The organism is Bradyrhizobium sp. SMVTL-02, from assembly GCF_051853005.1.
Classification (GTDB): Bacteria; Pseudomonadota; Alphaproteobacteria; order Rhizobiales; family Xanthobacteraceae; genus Bradyrhizobium.
In genome coordinates, this window is sequence record NZ_CP182469.1 from 2,006,126 (window position 1) to 2,027,724 (window position 21,599).

A 21,599-nucleotide genomic window follows, 5' to 3' on the forward strand; every position below is an offset into this window, starting at 1 on the left:
TAAGACTACTGGAAAACGGGGAGATGACCGCGTATTGCGGTAGTGATTTCAGAGTTCACTAAGAGAAGCGGCAGAGTTTCCGAAACGATCGGAGAACTCTGCCGCATGAGCGCTACCCAAAGAGCCGGATGGAGCCGCCTGCCGCTGCGTGCGGCGGCGTTCGTCGTGCTGACCTGCACGACCATCCTCGGCGTCAGCGCCTGGCGTGAATGGGCCGCGCGCGATGCGGTGCTCAGGGGCGCCGAGACCGAGATGGCGAACGTTGCGCGCTCGCTGACGCAGCATGCCGAGGACAGCCTCGATCTGCTCGATTCCGGCGTCGTCGGCGTCGTCAGCCGGCTGGAGATGGACGGCACCGACCCCGCCACGATCGCCAAGCTCAGAAACCTGATGGAGGTGCGCAAGAAGGCGACGGAGCGCGTGCACAGCTTCGCCATCATCGACGACCAGGGCAACTGGCTGAGCTCGCCCGGCACGATCGGCTCGACGCTCAGCGACGACGCATTCTTCCGCCATCACCAGCTCTCCCCGAAACGAGAGGCCCATCTCGGCCGTCCCGTGAAGAGCCTGATCGATGGCGAATGGGTCGTCACTTTGTCGCGCCGCTTCAACAAGCCGGACGGCAGCTTTGGCGGCGTGGTGCTCGCGACCATCAGCTCCGGATATCTGTCGCATTTCTACCAGCAGTTCGAGATCGGCCGCAACAGCTCCGTCGCGCTGACACATGGCGACGGCCTGATCGTCGCACGCTACCCGAGCAACGAAAAATTCGTCGGACGCAGCGTCGCCGACAAGCCGCTGTTTCGCAACCCGAGCCTGCAACGGCCCAGCGGCGTCTATCACTTCAAGTCGCCGCTCGACGGCGCCGAACGCCTCAGCTTCTTCAAGCGCTCGGGTCGCTATCCGTTCTTCCTGCTCGCCACCGTCGACAAGGACGCACTGCTGGCACCCTGGCGCGCGGCCGCGGTTTCCCGCATGCTCCACGTGCTTGCGCTCGTCATGCTGATCGCGATCATCGGCGCGGTGCTGGTGCGCCAGTTGCAGCGTGGGCAGCGCATGGCGGCGGCGCTGGTCGAGAAGGAAGCGCATTTTCGCCTGCTCGCCGAGGGATCCAGCGACATGGTGACCCGGATTGGACTCGACGAGCGGCTGCGCTATGTCTCGCCGTCGTCCGTCCGCGTCATCGGCTGGCGCGCCAATCAACTGATCGGAACGCCCGCGCTCGCCGGCATTCATGCCGACGACTTGCCGCAGGTCCAGGCCCTCGTCGACGCCATGAAGCGCGGCGAGGAGGAGGAGGCGCGCGTCACCTACCGCAACTCGCACCGGCAGAAAGGTGAGGTCTGGCTCGAATCGACGATGCGGGTCACGCTCAAGGACGACGGCCGTGTCGACGGGGTGGTCGCGATCTCGCGCGACATCACCGAGCAGAAGACGCTGGAGACCAGGCTCGAGACGCTCGCGACCGAGGACAGCCTCACCGGACTTGCCAACCGTCGCCGCTTCGACGAGCGTCTGAAGGACGAGTGGGCGCGGGCCTATCGCGACCGCTCCAGCCTCGCTTTGCTGATGATCGACGTCGACCACTTCAAGGCGTACAACGACGAATACGGCCATCCCGCAGGCGACGCCTGCCTGCGCGTGATTGCCGGGATTCTCGCGGCCACGATGCAGCGCGCCGGTGATCTGGCGGCGCGCTACGGCGGCGAGGAATTCGCCATGCTGTTGCCGAACACCGATGCCGCGGGCTGCGCCCGGATCGGTGAACGGATCCGCGAAGCCATTCACCGGGAAGGGCTCGTCCATGCCTCGAGCCCGATTTCGGGACGCGTGAGCGCATCGCTCGGCGGCGCGGCCTGCCGCCCCGCGTTCGAGCGAACCGCAGGGATCGCTTCGCTGGTGGAGGCCGCCGATCGCGCGCTCTACGCCGCCAAGGATGCCGGCCGCGACCGCCTGATGATGTCGGGCGAGGTCATGACCCTGCTGCCGAAGGCGTCAGGCCAGTAAGAGCCGTCAATGTCGCTCAATAATGCGGCGGGCGCTCGTTGGCAGGGCCCGGCGCATGGGCCTCGGCCTCCTGCAGTCGCTCGCCGAGCTCTGCGATCCTCCGCGTCAGCATGTCGATCTGCTTCCACTGCGCGGTGATGGTCTGGTTCAGCGTCTCGATGGTTTCGTCCTGATAGGCAATGCGCATCTCCAGCGTGTCGATGCGCTCGCTCAGCGTCCTGATCTCATTCGTCACGTGCCGCGTCCTTGTCCCGTTCCCGCAAGCCATGGCCAAGCGCAACGCGCTCGTCGAACACAAAGCATTCGCCGCGCCAGCGGCTCTGCGCTTCCGGCACCACCTCCAGATATTTCAGGATGCCGCCCTTCAGATGATAGACCTCGGCAAAGCCCCGCGCGAGCAGGTGGGCGCTGGCCTTCTCGCAGCGGATGCCGCCGGTGCAGAACATCGCGATCCTACGGTGTTTTGCTGGATCGAGCTTCTGCGTGGCAAACTCCTTGAATTGGCCGAAGCTCTTGATGTCGGGATCGACCGCGCCCTCGAACGTTCCCATCGCCACTTCGAAGGCGTTGCGGGTATCTAACACCAGCGTTTCGGGGGCCGCGATCAGCGCGTTCCATTCGTGCGCGTCGACATAGGTGCCGACTCGGCGCGTCGGATCGGCGGCCGCATCGCCCAGCGTGACGATCTCCTTCTTCAGCCGCACCTTGAGCCGGCCGAACGGCATCCTCGCCGCCGTCGAGAACTTCAATTCGAGATTGTTCAGCCGGCCGCCGAACAGGACGCCGTGTGCGAGCTCGTGGGCGAACGCGTCGATCGCCTCGGGGGCGCCCGCGATGGTGCCGTTGATGCCCTCGCCCGCCAGCAGCACGCTGCCCTTCAGCGCAAGACCGGCGCAGAACGCGCGCAGTGGCTCGCGCAGCTCGCGGTAATCTGGCAGGGCAGCGAATTGATAGAAGGCGCAGACCTTGTAAGTCATGCCGCCCGTTTAGCAGGCGACCAGCGCTCAGAAAACCCGCATGGCCGAAGGTAATTCCCGTCCATACGCCCAGCGGATGGCAGCCATTTCCCTGGTATGCCAGCATTGCCCGGACCGGCCGGAATGTGTCATGTAGACCCGGTTTTCCGAGAGGGCGCGAGGCGCGCATCCACGGCCAAGAAAGCCTAACGAGAGCAAGAATTCGATGAGAAACTTCCATTTCCCCGGCAGGTCCACGGTCCACGCCACCAACGCGATGGTCGCGACCTCGCATCCGCAGGCCTCGCTGGCCGCGATCGAGGTGCTGCGCGAGGGCGGCACGGCGGTGGACGCGGCGGTCGCGGGCTCGGCCCTGCTCGGCGTGATCGAACCGCAATCGACCGGCATCGGCGGCGACTGCTTTGCGCTGATCCAGCCGCGCGGCGAAGGCAAGATCATCGCCTATAACGGCTCCGGCCGCGCCCCGAGGGCGGCGAATGCCGACTGGTATCTCGAGCGCAAGATCAATTCCGTTCCGCTGACCTCGGCGCATGCGGTCTCGATCCCCGGCGTGATCGATGCCTTCGCGACCGTGCTGCGCGACCACGGCAAGTTCGGCTTCGACCGCCTGCTGCAGCCCGCGATCAAGGCGGCCGAGGAGGGTTATGTCGTCGCCCCCCGCATCGCCTTCGACTGGAAGAACCAATTCGCGAAGCTGAAGAATGGCACCAACACCGTGCGCTACCTGCTGCCGGGTGGCAAGCCGCCGGCGGCCGGCGATATCATCCGCCAAGCCGAGCTCGGCAAGACGCTGCGCGCGATCGCCAAGGATGGCCGCGACGCCTTCTACAAGGGGGCGATCGCGGAGGACATGGTCGAGACCCTGCGCGGCATCGGCGGCCTGCACACGCTCGACGACTTCGCCGCGCACACGACCGAAGTGACCACGCCGATCGGCACCACGTACAAGGGCTACGACGTCTGGCAGTGCCCGCCGAACGGCCCGGGCGTCACGGCGCTCCTGATGCTCAACATCCTGTCGCGCTTTGACCTGACCAAATACGCGCCCGTCAGCGTCGAGCGCTTCCATCTCGAGGCGGAAGCCGCGCGCATCGCCTACATGAATCGCGAGATGCATGTCGCCTCGCCTGCGCACATGAAGATCAACGTCGCCGAGATGCTCGAGAAGGGCTTTGCCGACGAGTACATCAGCAAGATCCGCATGGACGGCATGCTCGACCTGCCCAATGTCGCGCCGCCGATGAACCCCTCGACCATCTACATCACCGTGGTGGACAAGGACCGCAACGTCTGCTCGTTCATCAACTCGGTCGCGCACTCCTTCGGCTCCGCGATCGTCTCCAACAAGACCGGCGTCTTGTTCCAGAACCGCGCCGGCGGCTTCCGCATCCAGCCGGGCCACCCCAACTGCATCGAAGGAGGCAAGCGCCCGTTGCACACGATCATGCCGGGCCTGCTCACCAAGGGCGGCCGTTCCACGATGTCGTTCGCGGTGATGGGCGGCCAGTACCAGCCAACTGGTCAGACTCATCTGCTGACCAACATCCTCGATTATGGCTGCGACGTGCAGGAGGCGATCGACATGCCGCGCGGCCTGCACTACGAGGGCCAGTACCAGCTCGAGGACAGCGTTCCCGCCGATATCGTCGAGGGCCTGAAGAAGCTCGGCCACAAGACCACCAGCGTGGTCGGCCCGCTCGGCGGCGCCCAGGCGATCTGGATCGACTGGGACAGGGGCACGCTCACCGGCGGCTCGGATCCGCGCAAGGACGGCTGCGCGCTCGGCTATTGATTGCCGGCCGCGAGACAGGTTCCTTGCAGGCGATCAGGAAAAGTTGACGGAGGGCGGCGCGGCATCTGCTGCGCCGCCCGTTCTCGTTCGGAACGGGACTCATCGCTTCAAGTTAAGGGCGGAGCAGCGCAGGTGCGCGCTGCTTGATCCGAAAGCGGCGGAGGCCGTCCATGCCCGACAATCCGAGTTCCAAACCATCCGGCTTCGACCGACGCGCCTTCATGGCCGGCGCTGCCGGCAGTGCGCTTGTTCCGATTACTGCGCGTGCGGCCTCGCAGGACCCACGCGCACCAGCCGCGCACGACCCATCGGCGCCGGTCGAAGTCACGCTCAATGTGAACGGCAAGGATCGGCGCCTGCGCATCGATGCGCGCACGACCGTGCTCGATGCGCTGCGCGAGCACATGGGCCTCACCGGCAGCAAGAAGGGCTGCGATCACGGTCAGTGCGGCGCATGCACGGTGCTGATCGGTGACCGCCGCGTGGTGTCGTGCCTGACGCTGGCGCTTGCAGCCGAAGGGCAGGAGATCACGACGATCGAAGGTCTCGCCACAGATGATCGCCTGCATCCGATGCAGCAGGCCTTCGTCGACAACGACGCGTTCCAATGCGGCTACTGCACGCCCGGCCAGATCATGTCGGCGATTGCCTGCGTCAAGGAAGGTCATGCCGGCTCCGAGGCCGACATCCGCGAATACATGAGCGGGAACATCTGCCGCTGCGCCGCCTATCCCAACATCGTCGCGGCCGTGAAGCAGGCTGCGCCCGAGATCTTGAAAGGCTAAGCGCATGCGACCCTTCCTGTATCAGAGGGCGACGGACCCCGACATGGCGGTGCAGGCGCTCAGCGCCGCTGCACCGGCCAACAATCCGCTGACACAGGCGGCGGCGCAGCCGCTCGCCGGCGGCACCACGCTGATCGACCTGATGAAGCTCGACGTGATGCGGCCGACCGCGATCGTCGACATCAATCCGTTCGCGCGAGACTGGTCGGCGATCCAGCCTGATAGCGAGAACCTGCGGCTCGGCGCGCTCGCGAAGATGTCCGACGTCGCAGCGCATGACGAAATCCAGCGCAACTATCCCGTGATCGCCGATTCGCTGAAGCTCGCCGCCAGCGCCCAGCTGCGCAACATGGCAACGCTCGGCGGCAATGTGATGCAGCGGACGCGCTGCAGCTATTTCCGCGACGTCTCCTACGAGAACTGCAACAAGCGCAATCCGGGCTCCGGCTGCGCGGCGATGGACGGCATCAACCGGATGCATGCGGTGCTCGGCGTCTCCGACCAGTGCATCGCGACCTATCCGGGCGATTTCGCCCAGGCCCTGATCGCGCTGGATGCGACGGTCGAGATCACGGGAAAGTCCGGCAGCCGCAGCATGCCCTTCGCGGAGCTGCACAAGGCCCCCGGCAATTCGCCAGACATCGAGACCACGCTGCAGCCCGGCGAGCTGATCTCGGCCTTTACTGTCTCCGGCCGCTGGCCGCGCTCGGTCTACCTCAAGGCGCGGGACCGGCAGTCCTACGAATTCGCGCTGTCGTCCGCTGCGATCGCGCTCGACGTGCAGGATGGCGCGATCCGGGACGCGCGTGTCGCGCTCGGCGGCGTCGCCACGGTCCCCTGGCGCGCCCGCGAGGCGGAGGCGCTGCTGAAGGGGCAGAGGTTCGATGACGGCCTGGCGCAGCGTGCTGCCGATGCCGCCTTTGCAGACGCGCGCGGCCGCCGGCACAACAGCTTCAAGATCGCGCTCGGCAAGCGCGTGGTGGCACGCGCGCTCCAGCAGGCCGTAACGATGGAGATCTGACCATGACAGCTGCTGCTCCCGAGCCGAAGGCGAACATGGGCCAGCCCGTGCCACGTTATGACGCGCACTCGAAGGTCACGGGGCGAGCGACCTACGCGTCCGACATGCCGCTGGCCAATCCGGCCTATGCCTTCCTTGTCACCAGCGCCATCGCAAAGGGCCGCATCGACAGTTTCGATCTCGACGACGCCAGGGCCGTTCGCGGCGTGATCGACATCGTCACGCACGAGAATGCGCCAAAGCTGAAGGAATCAAAACTGTTCAGCAATGGCGGCTATGCCGGGACCACGATCCAGCCGCTGAAGTCGCCCGAGATCGCCCATGACGGCCAGATCATCGCGGTCGTCATCGCCGAAAGCTACGAGGCCGCGCGCGAGGCGGCCAACCGCGTCAAGGTCAGCTATACGGTCGCTACGCCCAGCGCGACCTTCGACTCGCCGGGCACGACGACAGCCGCCGCGAAGGGGCAAAATTCGCAGTTCAAGGAGGACCCGAAGGTCGGGGACTTCGCGAACGCGTTCGAGGCAGCCGAGATACAGCTCACCGCCGCCTACGAGACGCCGACGCAGCACCACAATCCGATGGAGCTGTTCACGACGAGCTGCGCCTGGATCGGCGACGATCTCGTCATCTACGAGCCCAGCCAGTACGTCTATGGCCTCAAGAACGGCGTCGCCGAGCAGCTCGGCATCGACGCCGACAAGGTGCGCGTGGTCAACCCTTACGTCGGCGGCGGCTTCGGCTCGCGCGGCTCGATGACGCCGCGCACCGCGATCATTGCCAGCATCGCCAGGCGTCTGAACCGGCCGATCAAGCTGGTCCCGACCCGCGACCAGGGCTTCACCATCACGACCTACCGCGCCGAGACCCGCCACGAGATCAAGCTCGGTGCCAGCCGCGACGGCAGGCTGGTGGCGCTCAGGCACGAGGGCGCCGAGGTCTCCTCGCGGCCGGACGCGTATTGCGTCGGCGGCACCAAGACCACGACACGGCTCTATGCCTGCCCGAATGTCGACAGCCTGGTGTCGATCGTGCGCGCCGACCGCAACACGCCGGGGTTCATGCGCTCGCCGCCCGAGGTGCCGTATCTGTTCGCGCTGGAGAGCGCGATGGACGAGCTCGCCGAGAAGCTCGACATGGATCCGGTCGAGCTCCGCCGCATCAACGACACCACCAATGAGCCGATCGGCGGCAAGCCCTATACGTCGCGATCGCTGATGGCATGCTTCGACCAAGCGGCCAAAGCCTTTGGCTGGGCGCAGCGATCGCCGCGGCCGAAGTCGATGGCGGAGGGCGACTGGCTGATCGGCTATGGCTGCGCGGCCACCTGCTATCCGACCCAGATGGGTCCGGCCGCCGCCCGTGTGCGCCTCCAGCGCGACGGTCGCACCCGCGTCGAGATCGCCGGCCATGAGATCGGCACCGGCGCCTATACGGTCATCGCGCAGACCGCGGCCGAGCGGCTCGGCGTGCCCCTGGAGAAGGTTGCAGTTTTCATCGGCGACAGCGATCTGCCGCCGGCCCCGGTCGCGGGCGGTTCTAACTCGACCGCCAGCACCTGCTCGGCGGTGATGATGGTGTGCGACCAGATTCGCCAGCGGCTGTTCAAGGCGGTGATGCCGAGCGACAGCCTCACGGACAAGGCCAAGGAGACCGTTGGCATCAGCCAGGCGCCGAGCACGCAGGCCGCGAAGAGCGATCGTCCGCTCGATATCGAGAAGGCCTTCGAGGCGCTCGGCGTCAGCGTGGTCGAGGAGTATGGCGAGTGGAAGCCGGAGGGCGCGCCGCTCGACTCGTTCCGGGCCATGCACAGCGGGCACGTACGGCTGGTCGGCGGTCACCAAATGAAGGACAAGATCGCCTACGCATTCGGTGCCGAATTCGTCGAGGTCAGGGTCAACCGCTTCACGCACGAGATCCGTTGTCCCCGTCTGGTCGGCGCGTTCGCGGCCGGGCGGATCATGAACCCGCGCACGGCCCGCAGCCAGCTGATGGGCGGCCTGATCTGGGGCATGTCCTCGGCGCTGCTGGAGGCCACCGAGATCGACGAGCGCAATGCGCGCTACGTCAACGATAATCTTGCCGATTATCTCGTGCCGGTGAGTGCGGACGTCCCCGGCGTCGAGGTGATCCTGCTCTCCGAGCAGGACGATCACATCAATCCCGCGGGTGCGAAGGGCCTCGGCGAGCTTGCCAATGTCGGCACCAATGCCGCGATCTGCAATGCGCTTTATCACGCTACCGGTCAGCGCATCCGCAAGCTGCCGGTCCGGCTGGAAAATATCGAGGTCTAAAGGGGTGGAAACGGCGATGGCATTGGGCTAGACACCTCCCGCCTCAAATGGAAGGTGTCTAATGCAGCGTTTCCAGCGCGTGCTCCTCGTTATCATGTCGGCACTCGCGATCACCGTGATCGCCAGCGTGTCCGATTTCGTTTCCACCACGGCCTCGGCCCAGACCGCAGGAAAGACCATGACCACAGCTTCAGGCTTGCAGATCATCGACACCGCCGCCGGCACCGGCGCCTCGCCGCAGCCCGGCCAGATCTGCGTGATGCATTATACCGGCTGGCTCTATGAGAACGGCCAGAAGGGCAAGAAATTCGACTCGTCCGTCGATCGCAAGGAGCCGTTCGAGTTTCCGATCGGCAAGGGCCGTGTGATCGCGGGCTGGGACGAGGGCGTCGCCTCGATGAAGGTCGGCGGCAAGCGCACGCTGATCATTCCGCCGCAGCTCGGCTACGGAGCGCGCGGCGCCGGCGGCGTAATCCCGCCGAACGCAACGCTGATGTTCGACGTGGAATTGCTCGCGGTGAAGTGACGGCAAAAAAAAGACCGGCCTCTCGGCCGGTCTTTTCGTTTGCAGTTCTACGCGCGTCATTCCGCCGCGCGGCGTGCCGCGGCTGCGGCGCGATCGACCGCGTCCTTCGCGGCATCCTTGGCATCGCCCATGGCCTGCTGGCCCTTGCCCTTGACTTCCTGGACCGCGCCCTCGCCCTTCATGCGCTCGGAACCGGTGGCTTCACCGATACCCTGCTTGGCTTTGCCGATCGCCTCGTTGGCCGTGCCTTTGATCTTGTCGGTCGTGCTACCCATGAAAATTCTCCTTCGATTTTGCGTGCGAGAACAACGTCAGGCGGCTACGAGAGTTCCGATTTTGGTATGGCTTGCGGATGCGGCTTTGGGTTAGTTTGCCGCGCAGGAACCAACAGAAAGCAAGACCAATGACCGGCCATGACCATTCACATTCCCACCATGACCACGATCATCACGACGATCGCTGGAAACATGACGGCGTGCGCGTCATTCCCGGCAACCAGCTCGATACCAACGTGCCGTCCACGGCCGGCATGGACCGTGCGGCCGCGATCAATTTCGCGCGCGTCGGCGCACAGAAATTGTGGGCGGGCACCGTCAGCATCAAGCCCGACGCCAAGACCGGAGCGCATCACCACGGTCATCTCGAGAGCGTCATCTACGTCGTGAAGGGCAAGGCGCGGATGCGCTGGGGCGAGAAGCTGCAATTCACCGCGGAGGCCGGCCCCGGCGATTTCATTTTCGTGCCCCCTTACGTGCCGCACCAGGAGATCAACGCCAGCCCGGACGAGGTGCTGGAATGCGTGCTGGTGCGCAGCGACGGCGAGGCGGTGGCGATCAACCTCGACATCGAGCCGGTCGAGAAGCCCGAGACCGTGCTGTGGATCGACCCCGTGCACCGGGATCCGAACGAGAAGAGGTAAGGCCGGCCTGGAAGCCTGCCGGCTCTGTGCGACAGAACCCCGCAGGTGGGGCCTTAAAAAAATATCCGGGAAGCCGTGTCGGGCGGCCGTCGGCCCGTCCGTCCTTGGTCGGAACCCCCGCCCAAGGAGCTTCCGATGCCCAGGATGATTTTCGTCAATTTGCCGGTGACCGACCTCAAGCGCGCCACTGCCTTCTACGGGGCGGTCGGCGCGACCAGGAACCCGCAATTCAGCGACGAGACGGCGAGCTGCATGGTCTTTTCCGAGACCATCTTCGTCATGCTGACGACCCACGACAAATTCCGTCAATTCACGCCGAAGCCGATCGCGGACGCGAGGACCTCGAACCAGGCGCTGTTCTGCCTGTCGGCCGACAGCCGGAGCGAGGTCGACGATATCGTCGCCAGGGCCGCGGCTGCAGGCGGGGTGGCCGATCCCAGCCCGAAGGACGAATACAGCTTCATGTACGGCCGCAGCTTCGAGGATCCGGATGGCCACATGTGGGGTGTGAACTGGATGGACCTCGCGGCCTTCGCCGCGAAGTCCGACATGGCGAGCGCCTGATCGAAACCCAGCCAGCTGAAGAGGAGCATTCAAGATGCCCAAGCTCGTGCCCTGCATGTGGTTCAACGGCGATGCCGAGGAAGCAGCGAAGTTCTACACCTCGCTGGTGCCGAATTCCGAGATCACGCACGTTCAGCGCAATGTTTCGGACGGCCCGTCCGGCAAGACCGGCTCCGTGCTCGTGGTCGAGTTCACGGTGGCCGGGCAGCCCCTGGTCGCGCTCAACGGCGGCATGAAGATGGAATACACCCACGCGATCTCGCTGATGATCCATTGCGACGACCAGGCCCAGGTCGACAGTGTCTGGAATGCGTTCCTCGCCCATGGCGGCAAGGAGGAGCAGTGCGGCTGGCTCAGGGATCGCTGGGGCGTGGCCTGGCAGGTGGTGCCGCAGGTGATGTTCGAGTTTCTCACCAGCCCCGACAAGGCCGCCGCCGCGCGCGCGATGCAGGCCATGATGAAGATGGTGAAGCTGGATGTCGATGCGTTGCGGCGCGCGTTCGAGGGCAAGTCGGCGGCGTGACGTCAGCCCAGGTTCGTCAGGGGGCAATGGCGCGAAGCGCCGTGCCCGCCGTCTGGCCTCAACCGGCAGAGTTGGTGGGCATGCTGTCGCCTTGCCCGCGCTACTGGACTCTCGCCACACCCTCGGTGTCATCGTCCGGCTTGACCGGGCGATCCAGTACTCCGAGACGGCAGTGATTGAACGGATCGGCTGCGGCGTACTGGAAGCCCGGTCAAGCCGGGTATGACAGCGGAATTTGAGGCGAAATTTCGCCTCTAGTAATTGATCCTCAGCCCCACGCCGCCGTGGATGGTGTTGCCGACCGGCTGCGGGCCCAGCGTGCCGTTCGCGAACAAGTCCACGATCCAGCCCTTCTGCACGCGGAAGCCGAGGCGGCCGCCATATTCGAACCAGCCCTGGTTGCCCATCGTCGGCACCACCGTGCCGTTGCCGGTTACCGTGGCCACGATGCCGCTATGGCTGGCGAACGACTGCACCCAGCCACCGTTGATGTTGGTCTCGATGTTGCTGGCGAACAGATGCGTCCACTGGCCGCCGATCTTGACGAGGCTGGTGCGATCGGTGCCATCAGCGATGCTGGCGTCGAATGGGTTGAACGCCACCGCACTGTCTTTATAGCGGGAGACGCGTTGCCAGAGCTGCCAGAGCTCGATCGAGGCTGCGACCTCGTCGCGCGGCGACACGCGGCTCATCCAGCCGGCGCGGCCGTAGACCGCGTAGTTCGAAGCGTTGGTCGAGCTCGTGACGCTCACGGGGCCGAGGCTGGTATCGTAGCTGCGCGTGTAACGCGCCTTCTCCCATGGCGTCAGGATGGTGCCGACGTCGAAGAACGGGCGCGAGGAGCCCCAATCGGTGAAATCGTAGCGCAGCGCAAAGGCGCCGATCGGCGCGCTGGTGATCTTGTAGCCGCCTTCGTTGTATTGCGTGTAGGCGATGCCGGCGAGCAGCGACAGATTGTTGGTCAGCTCCTTGCGGCCGTGAATGCCGGCCGAGAACGAGCCGGCCGAGCCGAACGCGCTGATGCAGTCGCTGCAGTTGATCTGCTCGTTGACGCCAAGCAGCACCGTGCCGAGCACCCGGTTGGTGATCATCTGGTTGAAGCGCTGACCCGCGAGGCCGCCGATCGAATTGCCGCTGGAGTCCGCGCCGCTCGGGCCCGGCGGTAGAGACGGGCTCGGCGAGGGCGACGGATAGGGGGTCGGGGACGGCGAGGGAGAAGGTGTCGGCGTTGGTGTCGGCGTCGATGTGGGCGTGGGTGTGGGTGTGGGTGTCGGTGTCGGGGACGGCGAATACGTCGGCGACGGGTAGGGATGCGGCTCGCCGCACTCAGACTCGCACTCAGTAGCTCGGGCTGCCGCCGCCGGCCGCGCATTGAACGCCACAAGCGAAAACGCGGCGGATGCGGTCAGTGCAGCGGCGAGGATGAGGCGCCTGATGTCGAACTTCACCATCGTCAGCGCCCGCACAGGATGCCGTCGTCATGGACGGCGGGCGTGATGGTCGGCGAGGCGTCGGCATATTGGTTGACCGCGCACAGCCCGGCGCTCGCGGCGCAGTTGGCGGCGAAGGTCCAGGGCGGCGTGCTGGTCTTGCTGATGGAGACCTTGCCGCCGGTCGAGGTGATGATCGCGGTGTCCCCGGGCTGGGTGAGCTGCACGCATTGGAAGTTCGTCGTGCAAACGCTGGCGGCACCGTCCTGAAGCACGACGACGGAGCGGCCGCGCTGGGAGAGGATGTCGAGCGTGGTGCCGCGCACGCCGATGGTCGCGAGCGGCGTCGTGATCTTGTAGGCGGTCTTTTCCGAATGCCCGGTGACGAAGCGGAATGCGCCGGTCGTCATGCGGATCGCGACGTCGCGATAGCTGTGCTCGTCGTTGAAGACGGTGCGGTCGAGCTTCAGCGTGGCGCTGGGCCCGAGCGACAGATTGGTGCTGTCGGCCATGACGAAGCGGGCCGCGCTGTCGGCGCCGGTACGCACGGTCTCGTCGCGCAGCATGCTGTCGCCGACGCTGATCGGCGTCGTGGTCGCGGCCACCCGCACCACCTCGTTCTGGATCACGACGGCTTCGCCGACGCGCGTCTGTGCCTGCGCGCACGGCGCCGCGCACAGGGCGGCCGAGAGCAGCGTCGGGAAAAACCAGAAACGCAAATTCATTTCGCAACCGATCGATGTGTCCCCTGATCGTACCGGATCGCGCGCGCTTCTGATGTGGCGGAATTATCACAAGCGGCGCGGGACGTGCGCTATGCTTAGTGACAGTTGCGGCAGAATGCGTTCAATGAAAAGTGCCGTCTTTGTTTTTCTCCGCGGTGAAGCCAATTTGCCACGCAAACCATCCCCACAACAGTCGCTCGAATTGTCCGCGGTTCCGAAGATGTCGCGAAGCGCAGTGATTGCTGTCGCGATTTTCCTGATCGCGCATCTGGCATTGCTGATTGGACTCACCACGCCGGAAAAGTTCGTCTTCGACGAGGTGCATTACGTCCCGGCGGCGCGCCAGATGCTGGCGCCGGTGATGTCGCAGCCGATGCTCAATCCGATGCATCCGCCGCTGGCCAAGGAGCTGATCGCGGCGTCGATCGCGGCCTTCGGCGACAACGCGCTGGGCTGGCGCTATCCCGGGACATTGTTCGGCGCACTCGCCGTCGTCGCGATCTATCTGTGCGGCCTCGCGCTGTTCACCGCGCAGGGGCCCGCGATCGCCGCCGCGCTGATCGCGGCCTTCAACCAGATGCTCTACGTGCAGGCGCGCATTGCGATGCTCGACATCTTTGCGCTCGGCTTCGGTCTGCTCGCGACCGCCGCCTTCATGCACGGCTTTCGCAGAGAGCGCCCGCATGGGCTGTTCGCAGTCGCGGGCGCGCTGTTCGGTCTTGCCGCAGCCTGCAAATGGAGCGGCCTGTTTCCCCTCGGGGTCTGCATCGTCATCGTCGCGGTGATCCGCCTGATGCAGGGCTGGCGCACGCTGTTCGCCGACGCAAGTCCGGACGATTGGTACCGGCCCGGCCTCTGGCCCGACTTCAGCGCGCTCCACGTCGCCCTCTGCTTCGTGCTGCCGGCGATGACCTATCTCGCCAGCTTCGTTCCGCTCTATGGAGCGTCGCTGCCGGATCTGGTCGAGGCGCAGCGCCGGATCTTTGCCGACAACACCACGACCGCGATCGCCGGTCACACCTATATGAGCTCGTGGCCGTCCTGGCCGCTGCTCGCGCGTCCGGTGTGGTTCCTGTTCGACAAGACGGCGGAGGACAACGTCTCCGCGATCGTCTTCCTCGGCAATCCTCTGGTGGCGTGGCCGGCGCTGGCCGCGCTCGCGATCGTGCTGCGCGATTTCATCGTCGCGCGCCGGTGGGATGCGTTCCTGATCGCGGCGTTCTACTTCGGGCCCTGGCTTGCCTGGGCGTTGCTGCCGCGCACGCTGGGGTTCGTCTATTACTACCTGCCGGCCGCCACCGCGGCGTCGCTTGCACTTGTCTACGTCCTGCGCCGGCGCGGCATGCCGCGCTGGCTGCTGTGGGCCTATGTCGGCGTCGCCGCGATCGGCTTTGCGGTCATGCTGCCGGTCTCGGCGGCCTTCGTCGGCACGTCGATGCAGACGTTCAATCGCCTGATGCTGTTCCAGAGCTGGATTTGACGACAGAAGGCCGCCTGCCGTTCGCGCGGCAGGCGGCCTTGTTCGGTTGACGACTACTTTTCAGATCATTTCGACGCGGTCTTGGTGTCCATGTTCACGACCTGGACGCGGCGGTTGATCGGGTCGGCGCCGTTGGCGGCATCCTTCAGCTTGGTCTTGCCGTAGCCGACGGTGACGAGATCGTTGCCGTTGAGGCCGTAGTTCTGCACCAGGTACTTCTTGATGGTGTCGGCACGCCGTTCGGAGAGGCCCTGGTTATACTCTTCGCCGCCGACCGCATCGGTGTGGCCGGCGACCACGAAGGTCGAGCCTTTCAGCGCCGGGTCGGACAGCGCCTTGCCGAGCGCCTGCACCGACGGCACCGAGGTCTTGGCGATGTCGGCCGAGTTGTAGTCGAACTGGATCTCCAGATCGATCTTCGGCTTGGTCGCCGCGAGTTCGGCGATCTGCTCGCGCTCGCCCGTCGAGAGCGAGCGGGTCGAGCGGTTGCGCACCGTGTTCAGGAACGCCGCTTCCTTGGCCTGCGCGGTCGGATCGGCCTGCGGACCGACGGACAGGCCGCGGGTCACAGGCTTCGGCTTCAGTGCATCCAGGATCTTGTCGGTCGAGACGTTGTTGTCGCCGGCCAGGGCCAGCCCCGCCGTCATCGACATCGCGGCGGAGAGGGTGATCGCCTTCAGTCCAAAAAACTTATCAAAACGGGTCATTGTCGTAGTCCTCGCTGTAACGCCTGATGACGATTTGATGCTGCGAGCATAGGGGAGGTTCAAAAGCCGAAGTGTGATCCTGCTCACGGTGGAAGTGGACGCCTCCGAGGCCATTCCGGCGCGATTTGCGGTTTTCTGGCGCACGACGGCCGAGCCGCCCGGGACAGGCGCGCGGGGAGAGAAGTGGTCGCATCCTTTCCGGCGCGGGTTCGAGCTGCGGTTGTCCTGGCGTGACCCGGATAGCCGCCGCGAACCGCAAGGCCGGTTCACCATGAAACCTGTGCTCATCGATCGTCGCAAAGCCGTCGCGCGGTGGCCAGTCTGCGAACAATTTTTCGGCCAGATGCGCGCTTAGCAGGATGCCTTATCCGACGAGAGCGAATGAAGGGAGCCGAGTTCCGTCCAGTGCCGAGGCCCAGTGACTATCAGTTCTATCGCAGCGGCCCGCCGGATCGGACTGTGTCCCTGAGCTCGATGCCCATCTATATCGGGGCGGCGATGATCGCGCTGGCGATCCTGCTGTCGACCCTGATCACGAGCCTCACCTCGCGCTATGTCGGCCTCGAAGCGCCGACCGAGGAGAACATGTGGCTGGTCGACCGCCTCACCGGCAGCGTCTATCGCTGCCAGGCCGAAGGGCGCGGCAAGGCGTCGTGCGAGCCGGACGTTGCCACGGGCAGCCTGGGTGACCGGTCCGGGGCGCCGAAGAACAGTCGCTGACCGCTTCTGCCTTCGCGCCGCAGCAAGGAAATTGTCTTCTCTGCGAAACGTCTGCGCGGGAATACGTAACTGCGTAGGCCGGCATGACGCCGGTTTCGTTTTACGGAGGGGACTTTTGATGAAGATCTTGCTCACGGCCGCAGCCTTTGTCGCGTTCACTCTTTCGCTGTCCCCCGCATCCGCCGCCATGATGGCGTGGACCAAGGACAACATGATGAAGACCGCAGCCATGATGGGCGGCACACCCGACACGCCAGCCAAGATGGCGGCGAACAAGGAAATGGCCATGGCCAACACCGACATGAGCAATGGCAAGATGAAGAGCGCCTGCATGCACGACATGAAGTCGCAGGAGGCGATGTCGATGAAGTAGGCGCGCTGCGCGCCGTCCGGCCGCGCTGTCAGCAGATGGCACGCGGCTCTTTCCTTGACGGCTGCTTTGCTCCCTTCTTTCTCCTGGCGCGAATCCCGCTACATTGTGTCCTGCAATGTCCTGCGCGCCCAAACTCCTCCCCCTTACCACCACACAGGCCCGGCAGATCTGGCTTCATGCCCAGCGGCTGGACGAGCGCACCCCGTTCGGCGAGGGTGCGCAGGCCGTTGCGGCCGCGGTCGCTCATCTCGGCTATGTCCAGATCGACACCATCAACGTCATCGAGCGCTGTCACCACCACATCCTGTATAGCCGCATCCCGTCCTACCGCCGCGCCGATCTGCGGCAGGCCCAGAGCGTCGACAAGAGCGTGTTCGAATACTGGACCCATGCGCTTTCCTACGTGCCGGCGGCCGATTTCCGCTTCTTTCTCCCGGCGATGCGCGAGCATCGCCGCGAGGGCCACAAGTGGTACGCCTCGGTCAAGCCTGCCGACGCGCGCAAGGTGATGCGGCTGCTGCGCGCCGGTCCGCTGACGATCCGCGACATCGAGGACGACGTGCTCACCGAGAAGGAGCACCTGTGGCAGAGCCGCAAACCCTCCAAGCGGGCGTTGCAGCTCGCCTTCTATACGGGCGTTGCGACCATCAGCGAGCGCCGGGGCATGCTCAAGACCTATGATCTCATGATGCGTCATTTCGGCTGGGACAAGCTGCCGAAGCCGGCTTCGAACAAGGACATCACGGCCTATCTGCTCGATCGCGCGCTCCGCTCACAGGGTGTCGTCAGCCTCGATTCGACCTGCCATCTCGACGCGCCGCGCAAGACGGCCGTGGCGGGCCTGATTGCCGCGCGCGTCCGCCGCGGCGAGCTTGTCCCTGTCGCGATCGAGGGGGCCGGCAAGCAGGAGCATTGGGCGCAGCCGGCGGTGCTGGAGGCGGGCGGCGAGAGGCCGCCGCCCGATCTCGTCCACATCCTCTCGCCGTTCGACCCGCTGATCATCCAGCGCAAGCGCACCAACCTCATCTTCGGCTACAATCATCTGTTCGAGGCCTACGTGCCGAAGGCCAAGCGCAAGCTCGGCTATTTCGCGCTGCCGGTGCTGGTCGGCGAGGAGATCGTCGCCGCGCTCGACCTCAAGACCGACCGGCAGGCAAGGAAGCTGCTGATCCAGAAATGGACCTGGGTCGGGCAGGGCAGGAAGACGGCGGGCCGAAAGGAGCTCAAGCGCGTGATCGAGGACGAGCTCGATCGTTTCGAGCGGTTTCAGCTGGCGGAGTGAGCGTCGTTGGGTGGATTAGCCCTGCGTAGTCCACCACTGCTCGTATCCGCGGGAACAGAAGCGGTGCGTTATGCCAGCGGATTGCGCTTCACGCAGCCGCAAGGCTGACGCACCCTATAAAGTGGGGCGAGCTGATCGATCCAGGCGCCGAACGCAATCCCCACAGCATATGCCACGAGATTCCACAGCGAGAAGATGCGCCCGAGCAGCAGCGCGCCGGCGGTGGTGAGCCGGAACGTATCGAGCCACGGCACATGCACCAGCCGCGAAAACTCGACCACGAGCGCAATCACCATCGCGATGGCCGCGAGCTGCCTCGGCGTGAGCCCCGGCAGCAAAACCCCCACCAGGAAGAACACCATCGTCGCCCACAGCAGCGAGCCGCCGTACTTCACCACGAAGGCGGGGAGGCCGAGCGGAAATCCGTACCAGCGCAAGGACAGCCCGCAGGCGATCACGACGAGCGCGAGCGCGGCGCGGGTCAGCGATGTCCGGAGCGGTGCAATGGAGTTGACTGGTTGCGTCCCGTGCATTGCTCGCTCCATTGACTCTTCGCCCGCAATGCGGAAAACCGCGAGCCAGCCCATAACCAGCCCATAAAAAGCAACAACCCCGGGGGGAAAGCCATGAGCCAGATCACGACCTATGCCGGTTCCGCCGGCGCCGCCAAGAGCGAAATCGAGACCTCGACGATCCGCGCCATCTCCTGGCGCCTGATCCCGTTCCTGGTGCTGGCCTACTTCTTCTCCTATCTCGACCGCGTCAATCTCGGCTTCGCCGCGCTGACCATGAACGCGGAGCTGAAGTTCACGCCGCTGATCTTCTCCTGGGGCGCCGGCATCTTCTTCATCGGCTATTTCATCTTCGAGGTGCCGAGCAACCTCGCGCTGGAGAAATTCGGCGCCAGCCGCTGGATCGCCCGCATCATGGTGACCTGGGGCATCATCTCGGCGCTGATGGCGATGGTCAGTGGCGTGACCAGCTTCTACGTCCTGCGCTTCCTTCTCGGCGTCGCCGAAGCCGGCTTTTTCCCCGGCATCATCCTCTATCTCACCTATTGGTATCCGGCCGAATATCGCGCCCGCTTCCTCGCCGCCTTCGCCGTCGCGGTGCCGGTCTCGACCGTGATCGGCGCGCCGATCTCGGGCCTGCTGCTCGGGCTCGACGGCCTGATGGGGCTGAGGGGCTGGCAGTGGCTGTTCATCATCGAGGGCATCCCCTCGGTGCTGCTCGGCATCGTCACCTGGTTCTACCTCACCGACAAGCCGGAGAAGGCGAACTGGCTCTCGGCCGAGCAGAAGGCCTGGCTCAAGGCGAAGCTCGATTCCGAGATCGCCGCCAAGCAGGCGGTGAAGCATCTCTCGCTCGCCGAGGCGCTGTCCTCGCCCAAGGTGATCGCACTCAGCCTGATCTATTTCGGCTTCGTCGGCGCGCTCTACGGCATGCAGTTCTGGCTGCCGCAGATCGTCAAGGCGTTCGGCCTCACCAATGCGCAGACCGGCTTCGTCACCGCGATCCCGTACCTGTTCGGCACCATCGCCATGATCCTGTGGGCGCGGCATTCCGATAAGACGCGCGAGCGCGTGATGCATGTCGGCGCGCCGCTGCTGCTCACGGCCGTCGCGCTCGGCATCTCCTCGTATCTGACCGATCCCACCATGACGATGGTGGCGCTGACGGTCGCCGCAATCGGCGTGTTCTGCTGCTTCGGCGTGTTCTGGACCCTGCCGACGGCCTGGCTCTCCGGCACGGCCGCCGCCGGCGCCATCGCGCTGATCAACTCGATCGGCAACCTCGCCGGCTTCGGCGGTCCGTATCTGATCGGGTGGGTCAAGGAGGCCACGGGGCAGACCTCGACCGGTCTGCTCGTCCTGGCGGTCCTGCCGCTGCTTGCCGGCATTCTGGTGTTCGTGGGGGGCCACGACACCAAGCACGAGTTCGCCGGACAGGGGCGGTAGAACGAATAAACGGTCCCGCAGGGTGGCGCGCGCCCTTTGCGCGCCAGCCACCATCTTCCCCTGGGAGAATGGTCTGGCGGGCACGCTTCGCTTTGCCCACCCTGCGATAGCACCTTCCTGGCGGCAGTCCCCAATCCTAACCGAGGTAACGGGCCTTGGCTTTTGCCAGGGCGAAGCGGAGGGTTACCACCCCTTAACGATCACGCTTTCCTGATGACTGACGATTATTGACTTTTATCAGTGATTAGTCAACATTCCTCTCATTGCAGCCGCAGGAGTGCCCTCCGATGTTCGTCCGGTCAGTTTTGTCCAGCTATTCCAAGCTTTTGGCGGGTGTGTCGCTGGCCCTGTTGGCCGCCACCCTGGCTGGGTGCAATGACACCGTTGCCGAGAAAGCCGAGCCGCCGCGGCCCGTTCTGGTCGCGACCGCCCATTATGATGCCGAGACCCCCGAGCGGAGCTTCGTCGGCACCGTCCGGCCCCGGATCGAGAGCGATCTCGGCTTCCGCGTCGCCGGTAAAGTTGCAAAACGCCTCGTGGAAGTCGGCCAGACCGTCGAGGTCGGCCAGCCGCTCGCCACCCTCGACGAGGTCGATCTGAAGCTCCAGGCCGAGCAAGCGGTCGCCGAGCAGAGCGCCGCCACCGGCGTGCTGGCCCAGGCCGCGGCCGCCGAGCAGCGCGCCAAGGACCTGAAGGCCAAGGGCTGGACCACCGATGCGCAGCTGGATTCGAGCAGGGCGTCCGCCGATGAGGCGCGAGCGCGCCTCGACCGCGCGGTGCGGTCCGTCGAGCTGACCAAGAATTCCCTTTCCTACGCGACGCTTGTTGCCGACGCCCGCGGCGTCGTCACCGCAACGCTGATCGAGCCGGGCCAGGTGGTCGCCGCGGGCCAGGCTTCGATCCGTGTCGCCCGCTTTGCCGAGAAGGAAGCGGTCGTCGCGATCCCTGAGACGCTGGTTGGACGCGCCAAGTCGGGCGTCGCCAGCGTCACTCTTTGGTCCGAGCCGGACAAGAAGTACGCAGCGAAGCTGCGCGAGATCGCGCCGGCGGCGGATCCTGCCACCCGCACCTATCTCGCAAAATTCTCGCTGCCCGAGGCCGACGACAAGGTCGCGCTCGGTATGACCGCGACGCTGACGCTGTCGGACGCTGCCACCGAGCGCGTCGCGCGGCTGCCGCTGTCGGCGCTGTTCAACGAAGGCGGCAAACCCTCTTTCTACGTCGTCGACGAAAACGGCGCGGTCACGCTCAAGCCGGTGACGGTGAAGTCCTACGAGAGCAACGACGTCGTCATCACCGGCGGTGTCGACGAGGGCGCCAAGATCGTCGCCCTCGGCGTGCAGAAGCTCGATCCGAGCCAGCGGGTGCGGGTCGTGTCGTCGCTGTCGTTCTAGGTTTTTTACGAGTTACGTCTTGTGAGGTGAGTTTCGGCCCTTGTCCCTAAGCAAAGGCTGAAGCGGCGAAGCGATCCAGAATCTGCCCGGCCCCCTGGATTGCTTCGCTGCCTTGCGACGAC

General features: G+C 65.3%; 23 protein-coding genes. 16 read left to right on the top strand and 7 right to left on the bottom strand.

The window, feature by feature from the left end; genetic code table 11:
- Window positions 1-105 precede the first annotated feature (105 nt).
- Window positions 106-2,007, top strand: coding sequence for a sensor domain-containing diguanylate cyclase (locus ACNJYB_RS09345; RefSeq protein WP_439373676.1), 1,902 nt, complete (start codon window positions 106-108; stop codon window positions 2,005-2,007).
- A 16-nt stretch (window positions 2,008-2,023) separates the two neighbouring features.
- Here the strand turns inward: ACNJYB_RS09345 and ACNJYB_RS09350 are convergent, their stop codons facing one another.
- On the bottom strand, window positions 2,024-2,194 hold the full coding sequence (locus ACNJYB_RS09350) for a SlyX family protein (RefSeq protein ID WP_439375514.1): 171 nt from the start codon (window positions 2,192-2,194) through the stop codon (window positions 2,024-2,026).
- Window positions 2,195-2,231: 37 nt separating this feature from the next.
- Entirely contained in the window at window positions 2,232-2,984 is a 753-nt protein-coding gene (gene trhO, locus ACNJYB_RS09355; RefSeq protein ID WP_439373677.1) for an oxygen-dependent tRNA uridine(34) hydroxylase TrhO, read from the bottom strand.
- Window positions 2,985-3,189: 205 nt separating this feature from the next.
- Between trhO and ggt the strand changes: the two genes are divergently transcribed.
- The 5 genes from ggt (at window position 3,190) to ACNJYB_RS09380 (ending at window position 9,402) form a co-directional block, all read left to right on the top strand.
- Window positions 3,190-4,776, top strand: coding sequence for a gamma-glutamyltransferase (ggt, locus tag ACNJYB_RS09360; RefSeq protein WP_439373678.1), 1,587 nt, complete (start codon window positions 3,190-3,192; stop codon window positions 4,774-4,776).
- 221 nt (window positions 4,777-4,997) lie between these two features.
- Window positions 4,998-5,561 carry a (2Fe-2S)-binding protein gene (locus ACNJYB_RS09365; protein ID WP_439375516.1) on the top strand — a complete coding sequence of 188 codons (564 nt, stop codon included), beginning with the start codon at window positions 4,998-5,000 and terminating at the stop codon, window positions 5,559-5,561.
- Between the two features lie 4 nt (window positions 5,562-5,565).
- Complete coding sequence (locus ACNJYB_RS09370; RefSeq protein WP_439373679.1) at window positions 5,566-6,582, top strand: FAD binding domain-containing protein; 1,017 nt, start codon at window positions 5,566-5,568, stop codon at window positions 6,580-6,582.
- Between the two features lie 2 nt (window positions 6,583-6,584).
- On the top strand, window positions 6,585-8,876 hold the full coding sequence (locus ACNJYB_RS09375) for a xanthine dehydrogenase family protein molybdopterin-binding subunit (protein WP_439373680.1): 2,292 nt from the start codon (window positions 6,585-6,587) through the stop codon (window positions 8,874-8,876).
- Between the two features lie 61 nt (window positions 8,877-8,937).
- A complete protein-coding gene (locus ACNJYB_RS09380; RefSeq protein ID WP_439373681.1) occupies window positions 8,938-9,402 on the top strand; it encodes an FKBP-type peptidyl-prolyl cis-trans isomerase in 465 nt (154 codons plus the stop codon).
- Between the two features lie 56 nt (window positions 9,403-9,458).
- On the opposite strand, the gene ACNJYB_RS09385 is transcribed toward ACNJYB_RS09380, so the two are convergent.
- Window positions 9,459-9,677, bottom strand: a complete 219-nt coding sequence (locus ACNJYB_RS09385; RefSeq protein ID WP_439373682.1) for a CsbD family protein — start codon at window positions 9,675-9,677, stop codon at window positions 9,459-9,461.
- 128 nt (window positions 9,678-9,805) lie between these two features.
- Between ACNJYB_RS09385 and ACNJYB_RS09390 the strand changes: the two genes are divergently transcribed.
- The 3 genes from ACNJYB_RS09390 to ACNJYB_RS09400 all read left to right on the top strand — a co-directional run bounded on the left by ACNJYB_RS09390 (window position 9,806) and on the right by ACNJYB_RS09400 (window position 11,408).
- Window positions 9,806-10,321: a cupin domain-containing protein gene (locus tag ACNJYB_RS09390; RefSeq protein WP_439373683.1), complete on the top strand. Its 516-nt coding sequence runs from the start codon at window positions 9,806-9,808 to the stop codon at window positions 10,319-10,321.
- A gap of 135 nt (window positions 10,322-10,456) precedes the next feature.
- Complete coding sequence (locus ACNJYB_RS09395; RefSeq protein ID WP_439373684.1) at window positions 10,457-10,885, top strand: VOC family protein; 429 nt, start codon at window positions 10,457-10,459, stop codon at window positions 10,883-10,885.
- A 34-nt stretch (window positions 10,886-10,919) separates the two neighbouring features.
- The gene (locus ACNJYB_RS09400; protein ID WP_439373685.1) at window positions 10,920-11,408 is read left to right on the top strand and encodes a VOC family protein; all 489 of its coding nucleotides are present in this window, start codon (window positions 10,920-10,922) and stop codon (window positions 11,406-11,408) included.
- A gap of 254 nt (window positions 11,409-11,662) precedes the next feature.
- Here the strand turns inward: ACNJYB_RS09400 and ACNJYB_RS09405 are convergent, their stop codons facing one another.
- Both ACNJYB_RS09405 and ACNJYB_RS09410 read right to left on the bottom strand, forming a co-directional pair.
- Window positions 11,663-12,859 carry a hypothetical protein gene (locus ACNJYB_RS09405; RefSeq protein WP_439373686.1) on the bottom strand — a complete coding sequence of 399 codons (1,197 nt, stop codon included), beginning with the start codon at window positions 12,857-12,859 and terminating at the stop codon, window positions 11,663-11,665.
- Between the two features lie 2 nt (window positions 12,860-12,861).
- The gene (locus tag ACNJYB_RS09410) at window positions 12,862-13,563 is read right to left on the bottom strand and encodes a FecR family protein (RefSeq protein ID WP_439373687.1); all 702 of its coding nucleotides are present in this window, start codon (window positions 13,561-13,563) and stop codon (window positions 12,862-12,864) included.
- Window positions 13,564-13,615: 52 nt separating this feature from the next.
- Here ACNJYB_RS09410 and ACNJYB_RS09415 point away from each other — a divergent pair, with 52 nt between their 5' ends.
- Window positions 13,616-15,043, top strand: coding sequence for a phospholipid carrier-dependent glycosyltransferase (locus ACNJYB_RS09415; protein WP_439373688.1), 1,428 nt, complete (start codon window positions 13,616-13,618; stop codon window positions 15,041-15,043).
- Window positions 15,044-15,108: 65 nt separating this feature from the next.
- On the opposite strand, the gene ACNJYB_RS09420 is transcribed toward ACNJYB_RS09415, so the two are convergent.
- Window positions 15,109-15,750: an OmpA family protein gene (locus tag ACNJYB_RS09420; protein WP_439373689.1), complete on the bottom strand. Its 642-nt coding sequence runs from the start codon at window positions 15,748-15,750 to the stop codon at window positions 15,109-15,111.
- 73 nt (window positions 15,751-15,823) lie between these two features.
- Between ACNJYB_RS09420 and ACNJYB_RS09425 the strand changes: the two genes are divergently transcribed.
- From ACNJYB_RS09425 to ACNJYB_RS09440, 4 genes are all read left to right on the top strand, one after another.
- On the top strand, window positions 15,824-16,105 hold the full coding sequence (locus ACNJYB_RS09425; protein WP_439373690.1) for a hypothetical protein: 282 nt from the start codon (window positions 15,824-15,826) through the stop codon (window positions 16,103-16,105).
- Window positions 16,106-16,224: 119 nt separating this feature from the next.
- On the top strand, window positions 16,225-16,470 hold the full coding sequence (locus ACNJYB_RS09430; RefSeq protein WP_439373691.1) for a hypothetical protein: 246 nt from the start codon (window positions 16,225-16,227) through the stop codon (window positions 16,468-16,470).
- Window positions 16,471-16,588: 118 nt separating this feature from the next.
- A complete protein-coding gene (locus ACNJYB_RS09435) occupies window positions 16,589-16,843 on the top strand; it encodes a hypothetical protein (RefSeq protein ID WP_439373692.1) in 255 nt (84 codons plus the stop codon).
- Between the two features lie 115 nt (window positions 16,844-16,958).
- Window positions 16,959-18,125 carry a winged helix-turn-helix domain-containing protein gene (locus ACNJYB_RS09440; RefSeq protein WP_439373693.1) on the top strand — a complete coding sequence of 389 codons (1,167 nt, stop codon included), beginning with the start codon at window positions 16,959-16,961 and terminating at the stop codon, window positions 18,123-18,125.
- Window positions 18,126-18,193: 68 nt separating this feature from the next.
- Here the strand turns inward: ACNJYB_RS09440 and ACNJYB_RS09445 are convergent, their stop codons facing one another.
- Window positions 18,194-18,658: a DUF2809 domain-containing protein gene (locus ACNJYB_RS09445; RefSeq protein ID WP_439373694.1), complete on the bottom strand. Its 465-nt coding sequence runs from the start codon at window positions 18,656-18,658 to the stop codon at window positions 18,194-18,196.
- Window positions 18,659-18,751: 93 nt separating this feature from the next.
- Between ACNJYB_RS09445 and ACNJYB_RS09450 the strand changes: the two genes are divergently transcribed.
- Window positions 18,752-20,083: an MFS transporter gene (locus ACNJYB_RS09450; protein WP_439373695.1), complete on the top strand. Its 1,332-nt coding sequence runs from the start codon at window positions 18,752-18,754 to the stop codon at window positions 20,081-20,083.
- 287 nt (window positions 20,084-20,370) lie between these two features.
- On the top strand, window positions 20,371-21,477 hold the full coding sequence (locus ACNJYB_RS09455) for an efflux RND transporter periplasmic adaptor subunit (protein ID WP_439373696.1): 1,107 nt from the start codon (window positions 20,371-20,373) through the stop codon (window positions 21,475-21,477).
- The last annotated feature ends 122 nt before the right edge of the window (window positions 21,478-21,599 follow it).